This window comes from Streptomyces solicamelliae (assembly GCF_045348655.1).
GTDB classification, from domain to species: domain Bacteria; phylum Actinomycetota; class Actinomycetes; order Streptomycetales; family Streptomycetaceae; genus Streptomyces; species Streptomyces solicamelliae.
In genome coordinates, this window is record NZ_CP160404.1 from 2,511,379 (window position 1) to 2,526,906 (window position 15,528).

13 protein-coding genes are annotated in these 15,528 nt (G+C 73.8%); 10 read left to right on the forward strand and 3 right to left on the reverse strand.

The window, feature by feature from the left end; genetic code table 11:
- Nucleotides 1–14 precede the first annotated feature (14 nt).
- Genes ABZO31_RS11520 through ABZO31_RS11530 form a run of 3 tightly spaced genes read left to right on the forward strand, consistent with a single transcriptional unit; the run spans nucleotide 15 to nucleotide 4,107 of the window.
- A complete protein-coding gene (locus tag ABZO31_RS11520) occupies nucleotides 15–2,006 on the forward strand; it encodes a biotin carboxylase N-terminal domain-containing protein (protein WP_406861057.1) in 1,992 nt (663 codons plus the stop codon).
- The gene (locus ABZO31_RS11525; protein WP_406861058.1) at nucleotides 2,003–2,941 is read left to right on the forward strand and encodes a hydroxymethylglutaryl-CoA lyase; all 939 of its coding nucleotides are present in this window, start codon (nucleotides 2,003–2,005) and stop codon (nucleotides 2,939–2,941) included. Before ABZO31_RS11520 ends, ABZO31_RS11525 begins: the two co-directional genes overlap by 4 nt.
- Before the next feature lie 5 nt (nucleotides 2,942–2,946).
- Nucleotides 2,947–4,107 carry an acyl-CoA dehydrogenase family protein gene (locus tag ABZO31_RS11530; protein ID WP_406861059.1) on the forward strand — a complete coding sequence of 387 codons (1,161 nt, stop codon included), beginning with the start codon at nucleotides 2,947–2,949 and terminating at the stop codon, nucleotides 4,105–4,107.
- A 269-nt stretch (nucleotides 4,108–4,376) separates the two neighbouring features.
- Here the strand turns inward: ABZO31_RS11530 and ABZO31_RS11535 are convergent, their stop codons facing one another.
- Nucleotides 4,377–4,589, reverse strand: a complete 213-nt coding sequence (locus ABZO31_RS11535) for an acyl-CoA carboxylase subunit epsilon (RefSeq protein WP_406861060.1) — start codon at nucleotides 4,587–4,589, stop codon at nucleotides 4,377–4,379.
- Nucleotides 4,586–6,214, reverse strand: a complete 1,629-nt coding sequence (locus ABZO31_RS11540; RefSeq protein WP_406861061.1) for an acyl-CoA carboxylase subunit beta — start codon at nucleotides 6,212–6,214, stop codon at nucleotides 4,586–4,588. The genes ABZO31_RS11535 and ABZO31_RS11540 overlap by 4 nt, the downstream gene beginning before the upstream one ends.
- Before the next feature lie 96 nt (nucleotides 6,215–6,310).
- Between ABZO31_RS11540 and ABZO31_RS11545 the strand changes: the two genes are divergently transcribed.
- On the forward strand, nucleotides 6,311–7,327 hold the full coding sequence (locus ABZO31_RS11545; RefSeq protein WP_406861062.1) for an acyltransferase domain-containing protein: 1,017 nt from the start codon (nucleotides 6,311–6,313) through the stop codon (nucleotides 7,325–7,327).
- Here ABZO31_RS11545 and ABZO31_RS11550 read toward each other — a convergent pair.
- Nucleotides 7,288–9,747, reverse strand: coding sequence for a multicopper oxidase family protein (locus ABZO31_RS11550; RefSeq protein ID WP_406861063.1), 2,460 nt, complete (start codon nucleotides 9,745–9,747; stop codon nucleotides 7,288–7,290). The genes ABZO31_RS11545 and ABZO31_RS11550 overlap by 40 nt on opposite strands.
- A gap of 117 nt (nucleotides 9,748–9,864) precedes the next feature.
- Here ABZO31_RS11550 and fabG point away from each other — a divergent pair, with 117 nt between their 5' ends.
- From fabG to ABZO31_RS11580, 6 genes are all read left to right on the forward strand, one after another.
- Nucleotides 9,865–10,605 carry a 3-oxoacyl-ACP reductase FabG gene (gene fabG / locus ABZO31_RS11555; protein ID WP_406865321.1) on the forward strand — a complete coding sequence of 247 codons (741 nt, stop codon included), beginning with the start codon at nucleotides 9,865–9,867 and terminating at the stop codon, nucleotides 10,603–10,605.
- Nucleotides 10,602–12,110, forward strand: a complete 1,509-nt coding sequence (locus ABZO31_RS11560) for a peptide MFS transporter (RefSeq protein ID WP_406861064.1) — start codon at nucleotides 10,602–10,604, stop codon at nucleotides 12,108–12,110. The genes fabG and ABZO31_RS11560 overlap by 4 nt, the downstream gene beginning before the upstream one ends.
- Nucleotides 12,111–12,229: 119 nt before the next feature.
- On the forward strand, nucleotides 12,230–12,550 hold the full coding sequence (locus tag ABZO31_RS11565; RefSeq protein ID WP_406861065.1) for a TcmI family type II polyketide cyclase: 321 nt from the start codon (nucleotides 12,230–12,232) through the stop codon (nucleotides 12,548–12,550).
- A gap of 39 nt (nucleotides 12,551–12,589) precedes the next feature.
- Nucleotides 12,590–13,021: a cupin domain-containing protein gene (locus tag ABZO31_RS11570; RefSeq protein WP_406861066.1), complete on the forward strand. Its 432-nt coding sequence runs from the start codon at nucleotides 12,590–12,592 to the stop codon at nucleotides 13,019–13,021.
- Nucleotides 13,018–14,283, forward strand: coding sequence for a beta-ketoacyl-[acyl-carrier-protein] synthase family protein (locus tag ABZO31_RS11575; protein ID WP_406861067.1), 1,266 nt, complete (start codon nucleotides 13,018–13,020; stop codon nucleotides 14,281–14,283). Before ABZO31_RS11570 ends, ABZO31_RS11575 begins: the two co-directional genes overlap by 4 nt.
- A complete protein-coding gene (locus ABZO31_RS11580; protein ID WP_406861068.1) occupies nucleotides 14,280–15,491 on the forward strand; it encodes a ketosynthase chain-length factor in 1,212 nt (403 codons plus the stop codon). Before ABZO31_RS11575 ends, ABZO31_RS11580 begins: the two co-directional genes overlap by 4 nt.
- Nucleotides 15,492–15,528: the final 37 nt, after the last annotated feature.

Sequence of the window (15,528 nt, forward strand, 5' to 3'; positions counted from 1 at the left end):
GGGGAACTCGGATCATGTTCGACACAGTCCTTGTGGCCAACCGGGGCGAGATCGCGGTCCGCGTCATCCGCACGCTGCGGGCGCTCGGCGTCCGCTCGGTGGCCGTGTACAGCGACGCGGACGCCGACGCGCGGCACGTCCGGGAGGCGGACACGGCGGTCCGGATCGGGCCGCCGGCGGCCTCGGAGTCGTACCTGTCGGTGCCGGCGCTCCTGGAGGCCGCCCGCCGGACCGGTGCGCAGGCCGTGCACCCCGGCTACGGGTTCCTCGCGGAGAACGCCGGGTTCGCGGCGGCCTGCGCGGAGGCGGGGCTCGTCTTCATCGGCCCGCCCGCGTCCGCGATCTCGCTGATGGGCGACAAGATCCGGGCCAAGGAGACGGTGAAGGCCGCGGGCGTGCCCGTGGTGCCCGGCGCCGCCGACCCGGAACTGGAGGACGCGGCGCGGGAGTTGGGCGCCCCGGTGCTGCTGAAGCCGTCGGCCGGCGGTGGCGGCAAGGGCATGCGCCTCGTGCGCGACCTCGCCGTCCTCACGGACGAGATCGCCGCGGCGCGGCGTGAGGCGCGGTCGTCCTTCGGCGACGACACGCTGCTCGTGGAGCGGTGGATCGACCGGCCGCGGCACATCGAGATCCAGGTCCTCGCGGACGCGCACGGCAACGTGGTGCACCTCGGCGAGCGCGAGTGCTCGCTGCAGCGGCGGCACCAGAAGATCATCGAGGAGGCGCCGTCGGTCCTGCTGACCCCCGAGATCCGGGAGTCGATGGGCGCGGCGGCGGTCGAGGCGGCGCGGTCCTGCGGGTACGTGGGCGCGGGCACGGTCGAGTTCATCGTGCCGGGCGGCGACCCGTCCTCGTACTACTTCATGGAGATGAACACCCGCCTCCAGGTGGAGCACCCGGTCACCGAGCTGATCACGGGCGTGGACCTGGTGGAGTGGCAGCTGCGGGTCGCGGCGGGCGAGGCGCTGTCCTTCGGCCAGTCGGACGTGCGGCTGGACGGCTGGGCGATCGAGGCGCGCATCTGCGCGGAGGACCCCGCGCGCGGGTTCCTCCCGTCGGGCGGCACGGTCCTCGCCCTGCACGAGCCCGCGGGCGAGGGTGTGCGGACCGACTCGGGCCTGTCGCAGGGCACGGAGGTCGGCAGCCTGTACGACCCGATGCTCGCGAAGGTCATCGTCCACGCCGCCGACCGCCCGTCGGCCCTCCGCAAGCTGCGCGCCGCGCTCGCCGACACGATGACGCTGGGCGTCCCGACGAACGCCGGCTTCCTGCGCCGCCTCCTGGGTCACAAGGCGGTCGTCGCGGGCGAGCTGGACACGGGCCTGGTGGAGCGTGACCTGGCCGACCTCCTCCCGGAGGGAGTGCCGGCGGAGGTGTACGCGGCGGCGGCGCTGGTCGCGCGGGGCGGGAGCACCACCGGCGGAGGCTGGGTCGACCCCTTCGGGGTCGCCGACGGCTGGCGGCTCGGCGGCACACCCGCGTGGACGGTCCAGCACTTCCGCATCCCGGGTCACGACCCCGTCGAGGTGCGCACCCGTGCCGCCGCGCGGGGCGTGGAGCTGCTCCTGCCGGAGGGGTCCGAGGGCGACGCCCTCCGCACCGCGCGGATCGTCGACGCCGCGGACGGGCTCGTCACCGTCGAACTCGACGGCGTCACCCACCGGTTCCACGTCGTCCCCTCCCCCGACGGGCTCTGGCTCGGGCGGGACGGGGACTCGTGGCACCTGCAGGACCACGATCCCGTCGCCGCCGCGCTCAGCGGCGCCCGGCACGGCGGGGCGGACACGCTCGCCGCGCCGATGCCCGGCACCGTGACCGTCGTGAAGGTCGCCGTCGGGGACGAGGTCGAGGCCGGGCAGAGCCTGCTCGTCGTCGAGGCGATGAAGATGGAGCACGTCATCTCCGCCCCGCACGCCGGCACCGTCACCGAGCTGGACGTGACGCCCGGGACCACCGTCGCCATGGACCAGGTGCTCGCCGTCGTCACTCCGCGGGAGGAAGCATGAGCGTGTCCGGGCTGCCCATGACCGTTGCCGACCCCGGCCTTCCCGCCCGTGTGCGGATCCACGAGGTCGGGCCGCGCGACGGGCTGCAGAACGAGAAGACCGTCGTCCCCACCGACGTCAAGGCCGAGTTCGTCCGCCGGCTCGCCGCCGCCGGGCTCGACACCGTCGAGGCGACGAGCTTCGTGCACCCGAAGTGGGTGCCGCAGCTCGCCGACGCGGAGGACCTGTTCCCCCGCGTGAAGGACCTTCCCGTACGGCTCCCCGTGCTCGTGCCCAACGAGCGCGGGCTCGACCGCGCGCTCGCCCTCGGCGCCCGGCACGTCGCCGTCTTCGCCTCCGCCACCGAGTCCTTCGCCAAGGCCAACCTCAACCGGACCGTCGACGAGGCGCTCGCCATGTTCGAGCCGGTCGTCGTCCGGGCCAGGGACGAGGGTCTGGACGTGCGCGGCTACCTGTCGATGTGCTTCGGCGACCCCTGGGAGGGCGCCGTGCCGATCGAGCAGGTCGTCCGCGTCACCAAGGCCCTCGCCGACATGGGCTGCGACGAGCTGAGCCTCGGCGACACCATCGGCGTCGCCACCCCCGGCCACGTCCAGGCCCTGCTGCAGGCCCTGAACGACGCCGGGGTGCCCACCGGGCGCCTCGCCGTGCACTTCCACGACACGTACGGCCAGGCCCTCTCCAACACCCTCGCCGCGCTCCGGCACGGCGTCACCACCGTCGACGCGTCCGCGGGCGGCCTCGGCGGCTGCCCGTACGCCAAGTCCGCGACCGGCAACCTCGCCACCGAGGACCTGGTGTGGATGCTCCAGGGCCTCGGCATCGAGACCGGGGTCGACCTGGCCGCCCTCACCGCCACGAGCGGGTGGATGGCCGAACAACTGGGCCGCCCGAGCCCGTCCCGTACCGTCCGCGCCCTCTCCCACAAGGAGTGACGAACATGTCCCTCGACCACCGGCTCACCCCCGAGCACGAGGAACTCCGCCGTACCGTCGAGGAGTTCGCCCACGACGTGGTCGCCCCGAAGATCGGCGACTACTACGAGCGGCACGAGTTCCCCTACGAGATCGTCCGCCAGATGGGGCAGATGGGCCTCTTCGGCCTGCCCTTCTCCGAGGAGTACGGCGGCATGGGCGGCGACTACCTCGCCCTCGGCATCGCCCTGGAGGAGCTGGCCCGGGTCGACTCCTCCGTGGCCATCACCCTGGAGGCGGGCGTCTCGCTCGGCGCGATGCCGGTCTACCGGTTCGGCACCGAGGAGCAGAAGCGGACCTGGCTGCCGAAGCTGTGCTCCGGCGAGATGCTCGGCGCGTTCGGACTCACCGAGCCGGGCGCCGGCTCGGACGCGGGCGGCACGCGGACGACCGCCGTCCGGGACGGCGACGAGTGGGTCATCAACGGCTCCAAGTGCTTCATCACGAACTCCGGCACCGACATCACGGGTCTGGTGACCGTCACCGCCGTCACCGGGCGGAAGGACGACGGCCGGCCGCTGATCTCGTCGATCATCGTTCCGTCCGGGACGCCCGGGTTCACCGTCGCCGCCCCCTACTCCAAGGTCGGCTGGAACGCCTCCGACACCCGTGAGCTGTCGTTCGACAACGTCCGGGTGCCGGTGGAGAACCTGCTCGGCGAGGAGGGCCGCGGGTACGCGCAGTTCCTGCGGATCCTGGACGAGGGCCGGATCGCGATCGCGGCGCTGGCGACCGGGCTCGCACAGGGCTGTGTGGACGAGTCGGTGAAGTACGCGAAGGAACGTCACGCCTTCGGCTCGGCGATCAGCACGTACCAGGCGATCCAGTTCAAGATCGCGGACATGGAGATGCGGGCGCACATGGCCCGCATCGGGTGGCGCGACGCGGCGTCGCGGCTGGTGCTCGGCGAGCCGTTCAAGAAGGAGGCGGCGGTGGCGAAGCTGTACTCGTCGACCGTGGCCGTCGACAACGCGCGGGACGCCACGCAGATCCACGGCGGGTACGGGTTCATGAACGAGTACCCGGTGGCGCGGATGTGGCGGGACTCGAAGATCCTTGAGATCGGCGAGGGCACGAGTGAGGTGCAGCGGATGCTGATCGCGCGGGAGCTGGGGCTTCCGGCGTAGCCGGCCCCTTGGGCGGGGAGCTGCGAGGCTCGGCCGCGGGCCCGTGCGGGTCCGTTGTGGCTGGTCACGCAGTTCCCCGCGCCCCTCATGGGCCGGTTGTCGCGTGCGGGTGCGTCATGGCTGCTCGCGCCCACGCGGCGGAGCCGCACATCGACACAGCCCCGCGCCCCTCATGGGCCGGTTGTCGCGTGCGGGTGCGTCATGGCTGCTCGCGCCCACGGGGCGGAGCCGCACATCGACACAGCCCCGCGCCCCTGTCGGGGGCGCGCCTAGGCGCGCCATGCCCCCGCCCGGCCGAGTGACGACCACGACGGGGCCGGGGTGGCGGGCCGAGCTGCTGTCCTCGGCCAGACGGCCGTCGGTGGGTCGACCGGGCCCGTGTGGCCGGTCGCGCGGGCCGCTGCCAGGGACTGCAGGACCAGAACGCAGGCCGCCAGTTCCTCCGGGGTCGGGGCCCCGCGTACCACTCTGATCGCCGTCACTGCGGCTGGTTTCCGTGTTTGCGGCTGGGGAGCGGGGCGTGTTTGGCCCTGAGCATCGACAGGGCGTCGATCAGACGCGCCCTCGTCTCCGCCGGGTCGATCACGCTGTCCACCAGGCCGCGTTCCGCCGCGTAGTACGGGTGCATCAGCTCCGAGCGGTACTCCTTCACCAGGCGGGCCCTGGTCGCCTCCGGGTCCGTCGCCGCGGCGATCTCGCGGCGGAAGACCACGTTCGCGGCGCCCTCCGCACCCATCACGGCGATCTCGTTGCTCGGCCAGGCCAGCGACACGTCCGTGCCGATGGAGCGCGAGTCCATCACGATGTACGCACCTCCGTACGCCTTGCGCAGGATCAACTGCACCCGCGGCACCGTGGCGTTGCAGTACGCGTACAGCAGTTTCGCGCCGTGGCGGATGATGCCGCCGTGCTCCTGGTCGACGCCCGGCAGGAAGCCGGGGACGTCGACCAGCGTCACCAGCGGGATGTTGAACGCGTCGCAGGTCTGGACGAAGCGCGCCGCCTTTGCCGAGGCGTGGATGTCCAGGACGCCGGCGAAGGCGGAGGGCTGGTTGGCGACCAGTCCCACCACCTGACCGTCCAGGCGGGCGAGCGCGCAGACGATGTTCGTCGCCCAGTTCTCCTGGATCTCCAGGTAGTCGCCGTCGTCGACGATCTCCTCCAGCACCGCGCGCATGTCGTACGCGCGGCTCGGGTCGGCCGGGACCAGGTCGAGGAGCGCCTCCGTGCGGCGGTCCGGCGGGTCCTGCGTGGGCGCGGGCGGCGGCAGTTCGCGGTTGTTCGCGGGCAGCAGCGACAGGAGGTGGCGCACGTCCTCCAGGCAGGACTCCTCGTCGTCGCAGGCGAAGTGCGCGACGCCGGAGACCGAGGCGTGCGCGTCGGCGCCGCCCAGCGCGTCGTGGCTGATGACCTCGCCGGTGACGGCCTGCACCACGTCCGGCCCGGTGATGAACATCTGGGCCGTGCCGCGCACCATGAAGACGAAGTCGGTCAGGGCGGGCGAGTACGCCGCGCCGCCCGCGCACGGGCCGAGGATCACGCTGATCTGCGGGATCACACCGGAGTTGCGGACATTGCGCTGGAAGATCCCGCCGTAGCCCGCGAGGGCCGTCACGCCTTCCTGGATCCGCGCGCCCGCCCCGTCGCACAGGCCGACGATCGGTGCTCCGGCGGCCTCCGCCAGGTCCATCAGCTTGTGGATCTTCTCCGCGTGGGCCTCGCCGAGAGCCCCGCCGAAGATCCGGAAGTCGTGGGCGTACGCGAACACGGTGCGGCCGTGCACCTTGCCCCAGCCGGTGACCACGCCGTCGGTGTGCGGGCGGCGGTCCTCCAGGCCGAAGCCGGTGGCGCGGTGCCGGCGCAGCTCCTCGATCTCGGAGAACGTGCCCTCGTCGAAGAGCAGCGCGATGCGCTCGCGCGCGGTCAGTTTGCCCTTGGCGTGCTGCGCCTCGGTGGCCCGGTCGCTCGGGCCGCGCCGCACCTGGTCGTGCAGGGCGGCGAGTTCCGCGGTCCGGTCGCGCAGACAGCCGTCCTGGGGAGGTGGAGTGCCGGTTCTGATCCCGGGTCTCGGGCTCGGTCTCGGGGGCGTTTCCTCGACAACACTCATGCGGTGCAGGATGCGCCGCGGCGCTCAAGGCGGGCTCGAACGCTTCTGCATGAGGCGCTGGAGAACGGCTCGATCGGTACGGATCACGCTGGCCGCATGACTCTTCCTCACCGCCGCTCCGTCGTCCTGATGCTGCCGGGGACCGGGGCGCAGCATCCGCGCATGGCGGCCGGACTGTACGGGCACGAGCCGGTGTTCAGCGAGGCCGTGGACGAGGTCCTGGGCCTGCTCGGGCCGGAGGGCCGGGCGGCCCGCGCGGACTGGCTGGCCCACGAGCCGGCGGTGCCGATGGAGGCCGACGTGCGCGCGGCGCCGCTGCTGTTCGCGGTGAACTACGCGATGGGGCGGCTCGTGGAGAGCTGGGGGGTGCGGCCGGACGCGTATCTCGGGCACAGCATGGGCGAGTTCACCGCGGCCGTACTGGCGGGGGTGTTCACCCTGGAGGACGCGATGCGGCTGCTGTGGGAGCGGGTCGTGCTGCAGCGGTTCACACCGGCGGGCGGGATGCTGGCGGTGGCCGCGGCGGCGCGGGAGCTCGACGCGTACCTGGGCGGGGGCGTGGTGGTCGCGGCGGTGAACGCGCCCCGGCACACCGTGCTGTCCGGGCCGGACGGGCCGCTGGAGGCGGTGACGCGGCGGCTGGTCGCGGACGGCCGCACGTTCCGGCGGCTGGCCACGAGGACGCCGTACCACAGCCCGGCGCTCGCCCCGCTGGTCGCGCCGGCGGAGGCGCTGCTGCGGACGCTGCCGATGCGGCCGCCGCGCGTCCCGCTGTACTCGGCGTACACCGGCGGGCCGCTCACCGCGGAGACCGCGGTGGACCCGGCGTTCTGGGCGGCGCAGCCGGTCACGCCGGTCCTGTTCTGGCCGACGCTGGACCGGGTCCTCGCGGCGGAGGACCGGGTCCTGGTGGAGGCCGGTCCGTCGCAGAGCCTGACGGTGCCGGCCCGCGGGCACGAGGCGGTGCGGGCGGGCCGCAGCGCGGTGGTGGCCATGCTGCCTCCCCGGGCCCTGGGGCCCGGGGAGGACCGGCGGAGCGTGCGCGCGGCACGCGAGTCGCTGCTCGCGTCGGCTCACTCCGGGAGGTTGCCGCTGGACCTGCCCGCCTCGTAGGGGCTGGTCACGCCGTCGTAGGCAAGGTGCAGCACCATGCCGTCGCGGGCGTGGTCGAGGTTGTGGCAGTGGTCCATCCACACCCCGGGGTTGTCGGCGCGGAAGGCGACCTCGTACCGCTCGCCGGGCGCGACGTTCAGGGTGTCGGTCCACCAGGGGCTGCCGGTGGCCGGTTCGCCGTCCCTCGACAGCACCAGCATGCGGTGGCCGTGCAGGTGCATGGGGTGGTCGTCGAGGCTGCGGTTGACGAAGGAGGTGCGCACGGTGTCGCCCTCCTTGACCAGCAGTGCGGGGATGTCGGGGTAGACCGCGTTGTTGATCGTCCACGTCATCATGGGCCGGCCGTCGAAGAAGCCGACGCTGTTGCCGAGGACGAGGTGGAAGTCCCGGTCGTAGCGGGTGCCGGGGCCGAACGGGGTCGTGGTGCGGGTGCCGTAGTGCAGCGGGTCGAACAGCGGCCCGGTGACGGCGGGCGGTGTCCTCGTCGCCGTACCGCTCGGGTCGAGCAGCAGCGAGGCGGTCTCGGTGCGGCCGGTGCCGTACGCGCCGTCCTCGCCGCAGCCCTCGAAGCCGTGCGAGGCGCCCGAGGCGTTGGCGTCGCCGACGATCGTCAGGTGGACGGGCCCGGCGGGCTGGCGGAACGTGACGTCGACGCGGCCGCCGCCGGCGATCCGCAGCAGCCGGCCGTCGAGGTCGGTGGGCCCGTTCACCTCGTTGCCGTCGATCGCCGCGACCTGGTACGGGGTGCCGGCGAGCGAGTACGTGCGGGGGCAGTTGTCGGCGTTGACGAGCCGCAGCCGTACGGGGGTGCCGGCGGCGACCTTCTCCTGGCGGCGCCGGGTGTCGTCGCCGATCGCGGTGCGCAGCAGACCACCGGCCCCGTTCCGGCCGCTGAGCGCGCCGCCCCCGCCCCGGTGGGGCCCGCCCTGTTCGCCGGTGCCGCCGAGGACCGGCCAGGCGTGGGCGACGACGGTCCGGTCCACGCCCTCGGGGCGGGCGCCGGGCTCCTCGACGATCAGCGCGCCGAAGAGGCCGCGGGTGACGACGGTGCTGGACTGCTGGTGGGAGTGGTACCAGAACGTGCCGGCGCGCGGCGGCCGGAACCGGTACACGTGCCGCTGCCCCGGCCGGACCGCGTTCTGGGTGACGCCGGCGACGCCGTCCTCGGCGTTGGGCACGTCGACGCCGTGCCAGTGGACGGTGACGCCTTCGGGGACGTTCTGGTTGACGAGGGTGACCTCGACCAACTCGCCTCGCTTCATGCGCAGTTCGGGTCCGGGGAGGGAGCCGTTGAAGGCGAGTGCGGCGACCTTCTCGCCGGAGGCGAGGGTGGTGGTGCGGCTGGTGGCGGTGAGGGTGAAGCGGGTGGTGGGCTGTTCGGTGCGCGGCCCGGTGAGCCCGGCGAGGTCCCGGACGGGCGCCGCGCCCGCGGCGGGACCGCCGCCCGTGTCGTACGCGTGGGCGTGGCCGACCGTGGCGGGCAGTCGGCTCTCCTGCCACATCAGTGTGCAGCCCCCGGTGGACAGCAGCGCGACGGCGGTCACCAGTGCGGTGGGCCGCACCATCCGCCGCGCCGTGGACGGTGGCGTCCAGCCGGGCGCGGCGAGGTCGCCCCGGCGCCGCTGCTGGAACAGCAGCAACGCGCCCGCGACGACGGCGAGCAGGGCGAGTTCGAGGAGGAACGGCCCGGTGTACGAGGGCGCCGGCGGGTGGAGCGTGAGCGCGGCGGCGACGACCGTGGTCGCGAAGCAGACGCGGACGGGCACGACCAGCCGCGGATCGGCGGCGGCCCGGCGCAGCTCGGCGGGTACGGGGTCGGCGGCGACCCGGGCCGCGCGAGACGGGCCCGCGGGCCGGGACTCGGCTGCTGCGTGGGGCAGGCCGGTGGGGACGGCCCCGCCACCAGCTCCGCGCTGCTCGGCGGATACGGACTCCCCCACGGCCGCACGAGCGCCTGCTCCCCCGGCAGCCCCAGCGGCCTCGCCGGAGGCTCGGCCCGACTGCGCGGGCCCGGCCGCCCGGCCCGCGTGCGCGGGTACGCGTTCCTCCGCCGCTCGGCGCGCGTCGGGGACCTCGCCGCCCCCGCTCCCCGCCGTCCGCCTCACCACCCGCACGTACGCCGGCACCGCGAACACCGCCACGCCCGCGCCCGCCAGCGTCAGCGGCACCGCCGCGAACAGCACGAAGTCGTCGGCGGCGCGCCGGCCCGCCTCGCCGGCCAGAGCCAGCGCCAGGCCCACCCGCAGCACCAGCACCAGCAGCGACACCGACAGCAGCACGAGGCCCAGGCGCGCCCGGCGGCGCACCGCACGCGTCGTGCGGCGGGCCGCCAGGCAGCGGGCGCCGCGGGCCGCGTAGGCCCAGAAGACCGCGGCCAGGACCGCCCACAACAGGTTCTGCTCGAAGAGGTTCTCCACCATGCGGGCAGCGTGACGTGCGCCCTTCGAGTCTGCCTCGAGGCCGCTGTCCGATGCTCGCCGCGGCCGCGGCAGCCGCCCCGGCCGTGGCGGAGTCGAAGGAGACCGGGAATGGCCGACATGACCGACAGACGGTGTGCGCTGGTGACCGGCGGCTCACGGGGCATCGGCCGGGCGATCGCGGTGCGGCTCGCGCGGGCGGGGTACGACATCGGCTTCTGCTCCCGCTCGGCGGACGAGGCGGCCCTGGAGACGGCCCGTCTGGTCGCCGAGGAGGGCGCGGCCGTGCACCACGCGGTGTGCGACGTCACCGATCCGGAGGCCGTCCGCGCCTTCGTCGAGGCGACGGAGGAGAAGCTGGGCGCGCCGTACGCGGTGGTCAACTCGGCGGGGGTGCTGAAGGACCGGCCGATGGCGCTGATGTCCGCGAAGGACTGGCAGTCCGTGGTCGGCACCAGCCTGGACGGGGCGTTCCACACGACCCGCGCCGTGGTGCGCGGGATGCTGACCCGCCGGGCGGGGGCGATCGTGAACGTCTCGTCCGTGATCGGGGTGTACGGCAATCCGGGGCAGACGAACTACGCCACCGCCAAGGCCGGCCTCAACGGCCTGACCCGCGCCCTGGCCAAGGAGGTCGCCCCGTACGGCGTGCGGGTCAACGCGGTCGCGCCGGGGTTCATCGAGACCGACATGCTCGACGGGATGACGCCGAAGGCCCGCGAGGCGGCGCTCGGGAAGGTCGCCATGGGGCGGTTCGGCAGCGCCGGGTCCGTCGCCGAACTCGTCGCGTTCCTGGTGTCCGACGCCGCCGACTACATCACCGGGCAGGTCGTGCAGATCGACGGCGGCATCGCGCTGTGAGCAGCGCGGAGCAGCCCGACCGCCCGCTGCACACCCTGTTCCGCGAGCGCTGGTTCAGCACGCTGTTCATGACGGACATGTGGGAGCGGTTCAGCTTCTACGGCATGCAGGCGCTGCTGTTCCTGTACGCGACCGCGCCCCGGGCCGACGGCGGCCTCGGGCTCTCGGACGGTACGGCCGGCGCGCTGTTCGGCCTGTACATCTCGGCGTCGTTCCTGGCCGCGATGCCCGGCGGCTGGCTCGGCGACCGGGTGCTCGGCACCCACCGGGCGATGCTGGCCGGCGCGCTGGTGATCGCGGCCGGGCACGCCTGCATGGCGGTGCCGGCGACGACCGCGTTCTACCTCGGGCTGATGCTGGTGGCCTGCGGCACCGGGCTGCTCAAGCCCAACCTGCCGGTGATGTTCGACCAGATGAACCCGGGCGCGTCCAGCGCGCAGCGGCAGGCGGCGTTCTCCCTCTTCTACATGAGCGTGCAGGTCAGCGCCCTGCTCGGGCCGCTGGTGACCGGCGCGCTCGGCGAGCGGGTCGCCTGGCACCTGGGCTTCGGCGCGGCCGCCGTCGGCATGGTCCTCGGCGTCCTGCAGTACCTGCACGGCGCGCCGACCCTGCGCGGCGCGCGAACCGGGCCGAGCCGTCCGCTGCCGCCCCAGGCGCTGCGGCGGCTGGTGCGCGGCGCCTGGGCGGCGCTGGCGGTCGCGGTGCTGCTCGCGGCGGGGGCGCTGGCCGTGGGCGGGGCGGCGCTGCACCCGGTGCTCGCGCTGTGCGGGCTGGGTTCGCTGGCCGCGCCGGTCTGGTACTTCCGGCGGCTGCTGCGCGGCGGCGAGCTCGGCACCGCCGAGCGAGCGCGGGTCCGCGGCTATCTGCGGGTGTTCGCGCCGTCGGTGCTGTTCTGGGCGATGTTCGGTCAACTGGGCTCGGTGTTCAGCCTGTTCGCGCGGGAGCACACCGACCGGGAGGTGGCCGGCTTCCTCGTGCCGGCGAGCTGGTTCCAGTCGGCGCATCCGCTGTTCCTGCTGCTGCTCGCCCCGGTGTTCGCCTGGGTGTGGCTGCGGGTCGCCGGCCGGGGCGCCTCGGGGCGGAAGTTCTCGGTGGGGCTGGGGTTCGGGGCGGCCGGGTTCGCGGTGCTCGCGACGGGCGCCTGGTTCGCGGAGGGCTCCGCGGGCAGCCTCGTCTCCCCCGGGTGGCTGCTCGCCGCGTTCCTGTTCGTGGCCTGCGGCGAGCTGGTCTTCGGCCCGGTGGGCCTGAGCACCACGGCGGAGACCGCGCCGGAGGGCCACCGCGGCCGGATGATGGGCCTGTTCTATCTGGGCGCCGCCCTCGGCGCGGGCGTCGGCGGGCAGTTGTCGCGGCTCGTGGGCGTGCTGCCGCTGTGGACGTACCTGGCCGGATTCGCCGCCGTCGCCGCCGTGACCGCCTTACTCCTGCCCCGGGAGTACCGGGAGAGGCCGCTGCGGGCCGGCGCTGAGCAGCTCGCACCCGGGCGTGGAACGGCTCGAATCTGACGTCGAGTTGGCCTGGACACCGCCTCAAGCCGCCGCATGAATCATCACAACCGGCAGGCCGGACCGCTCACCGGCCGCCGGAGGCCCGACCGCTCCGGGCGTACCCACGAGGAGTACCCATGGCTCATCGCACACTCATCGTCGCGCGCATGGACCACGACGACGCGGACAAGGTGGCCGCGCTGTTCGCCGAGTCCGACGCCACCGAACTGCCGCACATGATCGGGGTGCAGCGGCGCACCCTGTTCCGCTTCCACGGCCTGTACTTCCACCTGGTGGAGGCGGACGAGTCGATCACGCCGAACCTGTACAAGGCCCGCAGCCACCCCTTGTACGAGGACATCAACACCCGGCTCCAGGAGTTCATGACGCCGTACTCCCCCGACTGGCGGGAGCCGAAGGACTCGATGGCCGAGACCTTCTACAGCTGGACCCCCTGAGCCGTCCGCCGCACCCGTCCCCCTTCTGTGGAGCACCCAATGCAGACCACCGACACCGACCTCGTCAAGGTCGCCATCGACGACGTGCCGCCGAACCGCAAGCGCGGCGGCGATCTGCGTGTCCTGCTCAGCCCCAAGACCTGCGGCGCGACCTCGGGCTTCATGGGCGTGGGCACGCTGGAGCCCGGGGAGTTCGTCTCCGAGCACTACCACCCGCACTCCGAGGAGTTCTTCCACACGATCCGCGGCCGGATCCTGCTCCGGATCGAGGGGCGGGAGCTGATCCTGGAGCCGGGCGAGTCCTTCATGGTCCCGATCGGCGTGCGGCACCGCATCGAGAACCCGGGCGACGAGCAGGCGTTCGTCGCCTTCTTCCTCAGCCCCCTCGCGCCGCGCCCCGAACTGGGCCACGTCGACTGCGAGCCGCTGCCCGGGGAGGGCACGCTGCCCGAGGTCGGGGGCGCGGGATGACCGGCAGAGCTGTCATCACCGGCATCGGCGTCGTCGCCCCGGGGCAGCCGGGCCGGGAGAACTTCTGGGAGATGATCGTCAAGGGCCGTACGGCGACCCGGCGGATCACCCTGTTCGACCCGGCGCCGTTCCGCAGCCGCATCGGCGCGGAGTGCGACTTCGACCCCGAGGCGGCCGGGCTGTCGTACCAGGAGATCCGGCGCACCGACCGGGCCGGCCAGTTCGCGATCGTCGCCGCGCGCGAGGCGCTGGCGGACAGCGGGATCGACATGGACGCGGAGAACCCGCACCGCGTCGGCGTCAGCGTCGGCAACGGCGTCGGCAACGCGATCTCGATGGAGCAGGAGTACCGCACGGTCAGCGACAACGGCCGCGCGTGGCTGGTCGACCAGGGCTACATGAAGCCGCACCTGTACGCGTACGTGATGTCCAGTTCGCTGGCCACCGAGGTGGCGTGGGCGGCCGGCGCGGAGGGCCCGGCGACCGTGGTCTCCTCCGGCTGCTGCGCGGGCATCGACGCCGTCGGGTACGCGGTGGACCTGATCCGCGAGGGCTCGGCGGACGTGATGGTGGCCGGCGCGACCGACGCGCCGATCTACCCGATCACGGTGTCCTGCTTCGACACCCTGCGGGCCTCCTCGACCAGCAACGACGACCCGGAGCACGCCTGCCGGCCGTTCGACCGGCGGCGCAACGGGCTGGTGCTCGGGGAGGGTTCGGCGGTCTTCGTGATCGAGGAGCGGGAGCACGCGCTGGCCCGCGGCGCGAAGATCTACTGCGAGGTGTCCGGGTACGCGGCCCGCGCGAACGGCTACCACATGACCGGGCTGCGGCCGGACGGCCGGGAGATGGGCGAGGCGATCACCGCCGCGCTCGACGAGGCCCGGATCAACCCGGACGAGATCGACTACGCCAACGCCCACGGCAGCGGCACCAAGCAGAACGACCGGCACGAGACGGCCGCGTACAAGCGGAGCCTCGGGCATCACGCGTACGACATCCCGGTCAGCTCGATCAAGTCGATGGTGGGGCACTCGCTGGGCTCGATCGGCTCGATCGAGATCGCGGCCAGCGCGCTGGCCATCGACCGCGGGGCGATCCCGCCGACCGCCAACTACGAGGAGCCGGACCCCGAGTGCGACCTGGACTACGTGCCGGGCACCGCGCGCGAGGCGGAGCTCGACGTGGTCCTGAGCGTCGGCAGCGGCTTCGGCGGCTTCCAGAGCGCGGTGGTGCTCACGTCCCCGAGGAGGTCCGCATGAAGGCCTCGGTCATCACCGGGATCGGCGTCGTCGCGCCCAACGGGCTCGACCGGGAGGCCTGGTGGCAGGCCACCCTGGACGGCAAGTCCGGGCTCGGCCGGATCACCCGCTTCGACCCCGAGCGCTACCCGGTGCGGGTGGCGGGCGAGGCGGACGGCTTCGACCCGGCGGACCATGCGCCGCAGCGGCTGGTCAGCGAGACGGACGCGATGACGCAGTACGCGTTCGCCGCCACCAACGAGGCGCTGGCCGACGCGGCCGTGGACACCGAGGCGTTCGCCGACTTGGAGATGGCGGTCATCACCGCGAACTCCTCCGGCGGCGTCGAGTTCGGCCAGCGCGAGCTGCAGAAGCTGTACGCGGAGGGCCCGCAGGCGGTCGGCGCGTACATGGCCATCGCCTGGTTCTACGCGGCGACCACCGGCCAGCTGTCCATCCGGCACGGCATGCGCGGGCCCTGCAGCGTCGTCTGCTCGGAGCAGGCCGGCGGCCTGGACGCGCTCGCGCAGTCCCGGCGGGTGCTCGCCAAGGGCACGAAGCTGGTCGTCTCCGGCGGCACCGACGCCTCGCTCTCCCCGTACGGCCTGGTCTGCCAGCTGTCCAACGGCCGGCTCAGCGAGGAGCAGCGGCCGGACCGCGCGTTCGTGCCGTTCGACCCCGCGGCGAGCGGATACGTGCCGGGCGAGGGCGGCGCGATCCTGACCGTGGAGAGCCGCGCGGACGCGGAGGCCCGCAGGGCTCCGCGGATGTACGCCGAACTCGCCGGCTACGCCGCCACGTTCGACCCGCGGCCCGGCTCGGGCCGGGAGCCGGGTCTGCGGCGGGCCGCCGAGCTGGCGCTCGCCGAGGCGGGCTGCGCGCCCGGGGACGTCGACGTGGTCTTCGCCGACGGCCACGGCGTGCCGGAGCTCGACCGGCAGGAGGCCGAGGCGATCACCGCGGTCTTCGGCCCGGCCGGGGTGCCGGTGTCCGTGCCGAAGACGATGACCGGCCGGCTGTACGCCGGCGGCGCGGCCCTCGACGCGGCGGCGGCCGCGCTGGCCCTGCGCGACCAGGTCATTCCCCCGTCGGTGAACATCCGCCCGGACCGGGCGCACCGGCTCGACCTCGTCACCGACTGGCCCCGCGAGGCCCGGCTGCGCACCGCACTGGTCCTCAGCCGCGGCTACGGCGGCTTCAACGCCGCGCTGGTCCTCCGCTCCGTCTGAGGACCGCACGACCGCTCACGACCCGAAGACCGCTCGA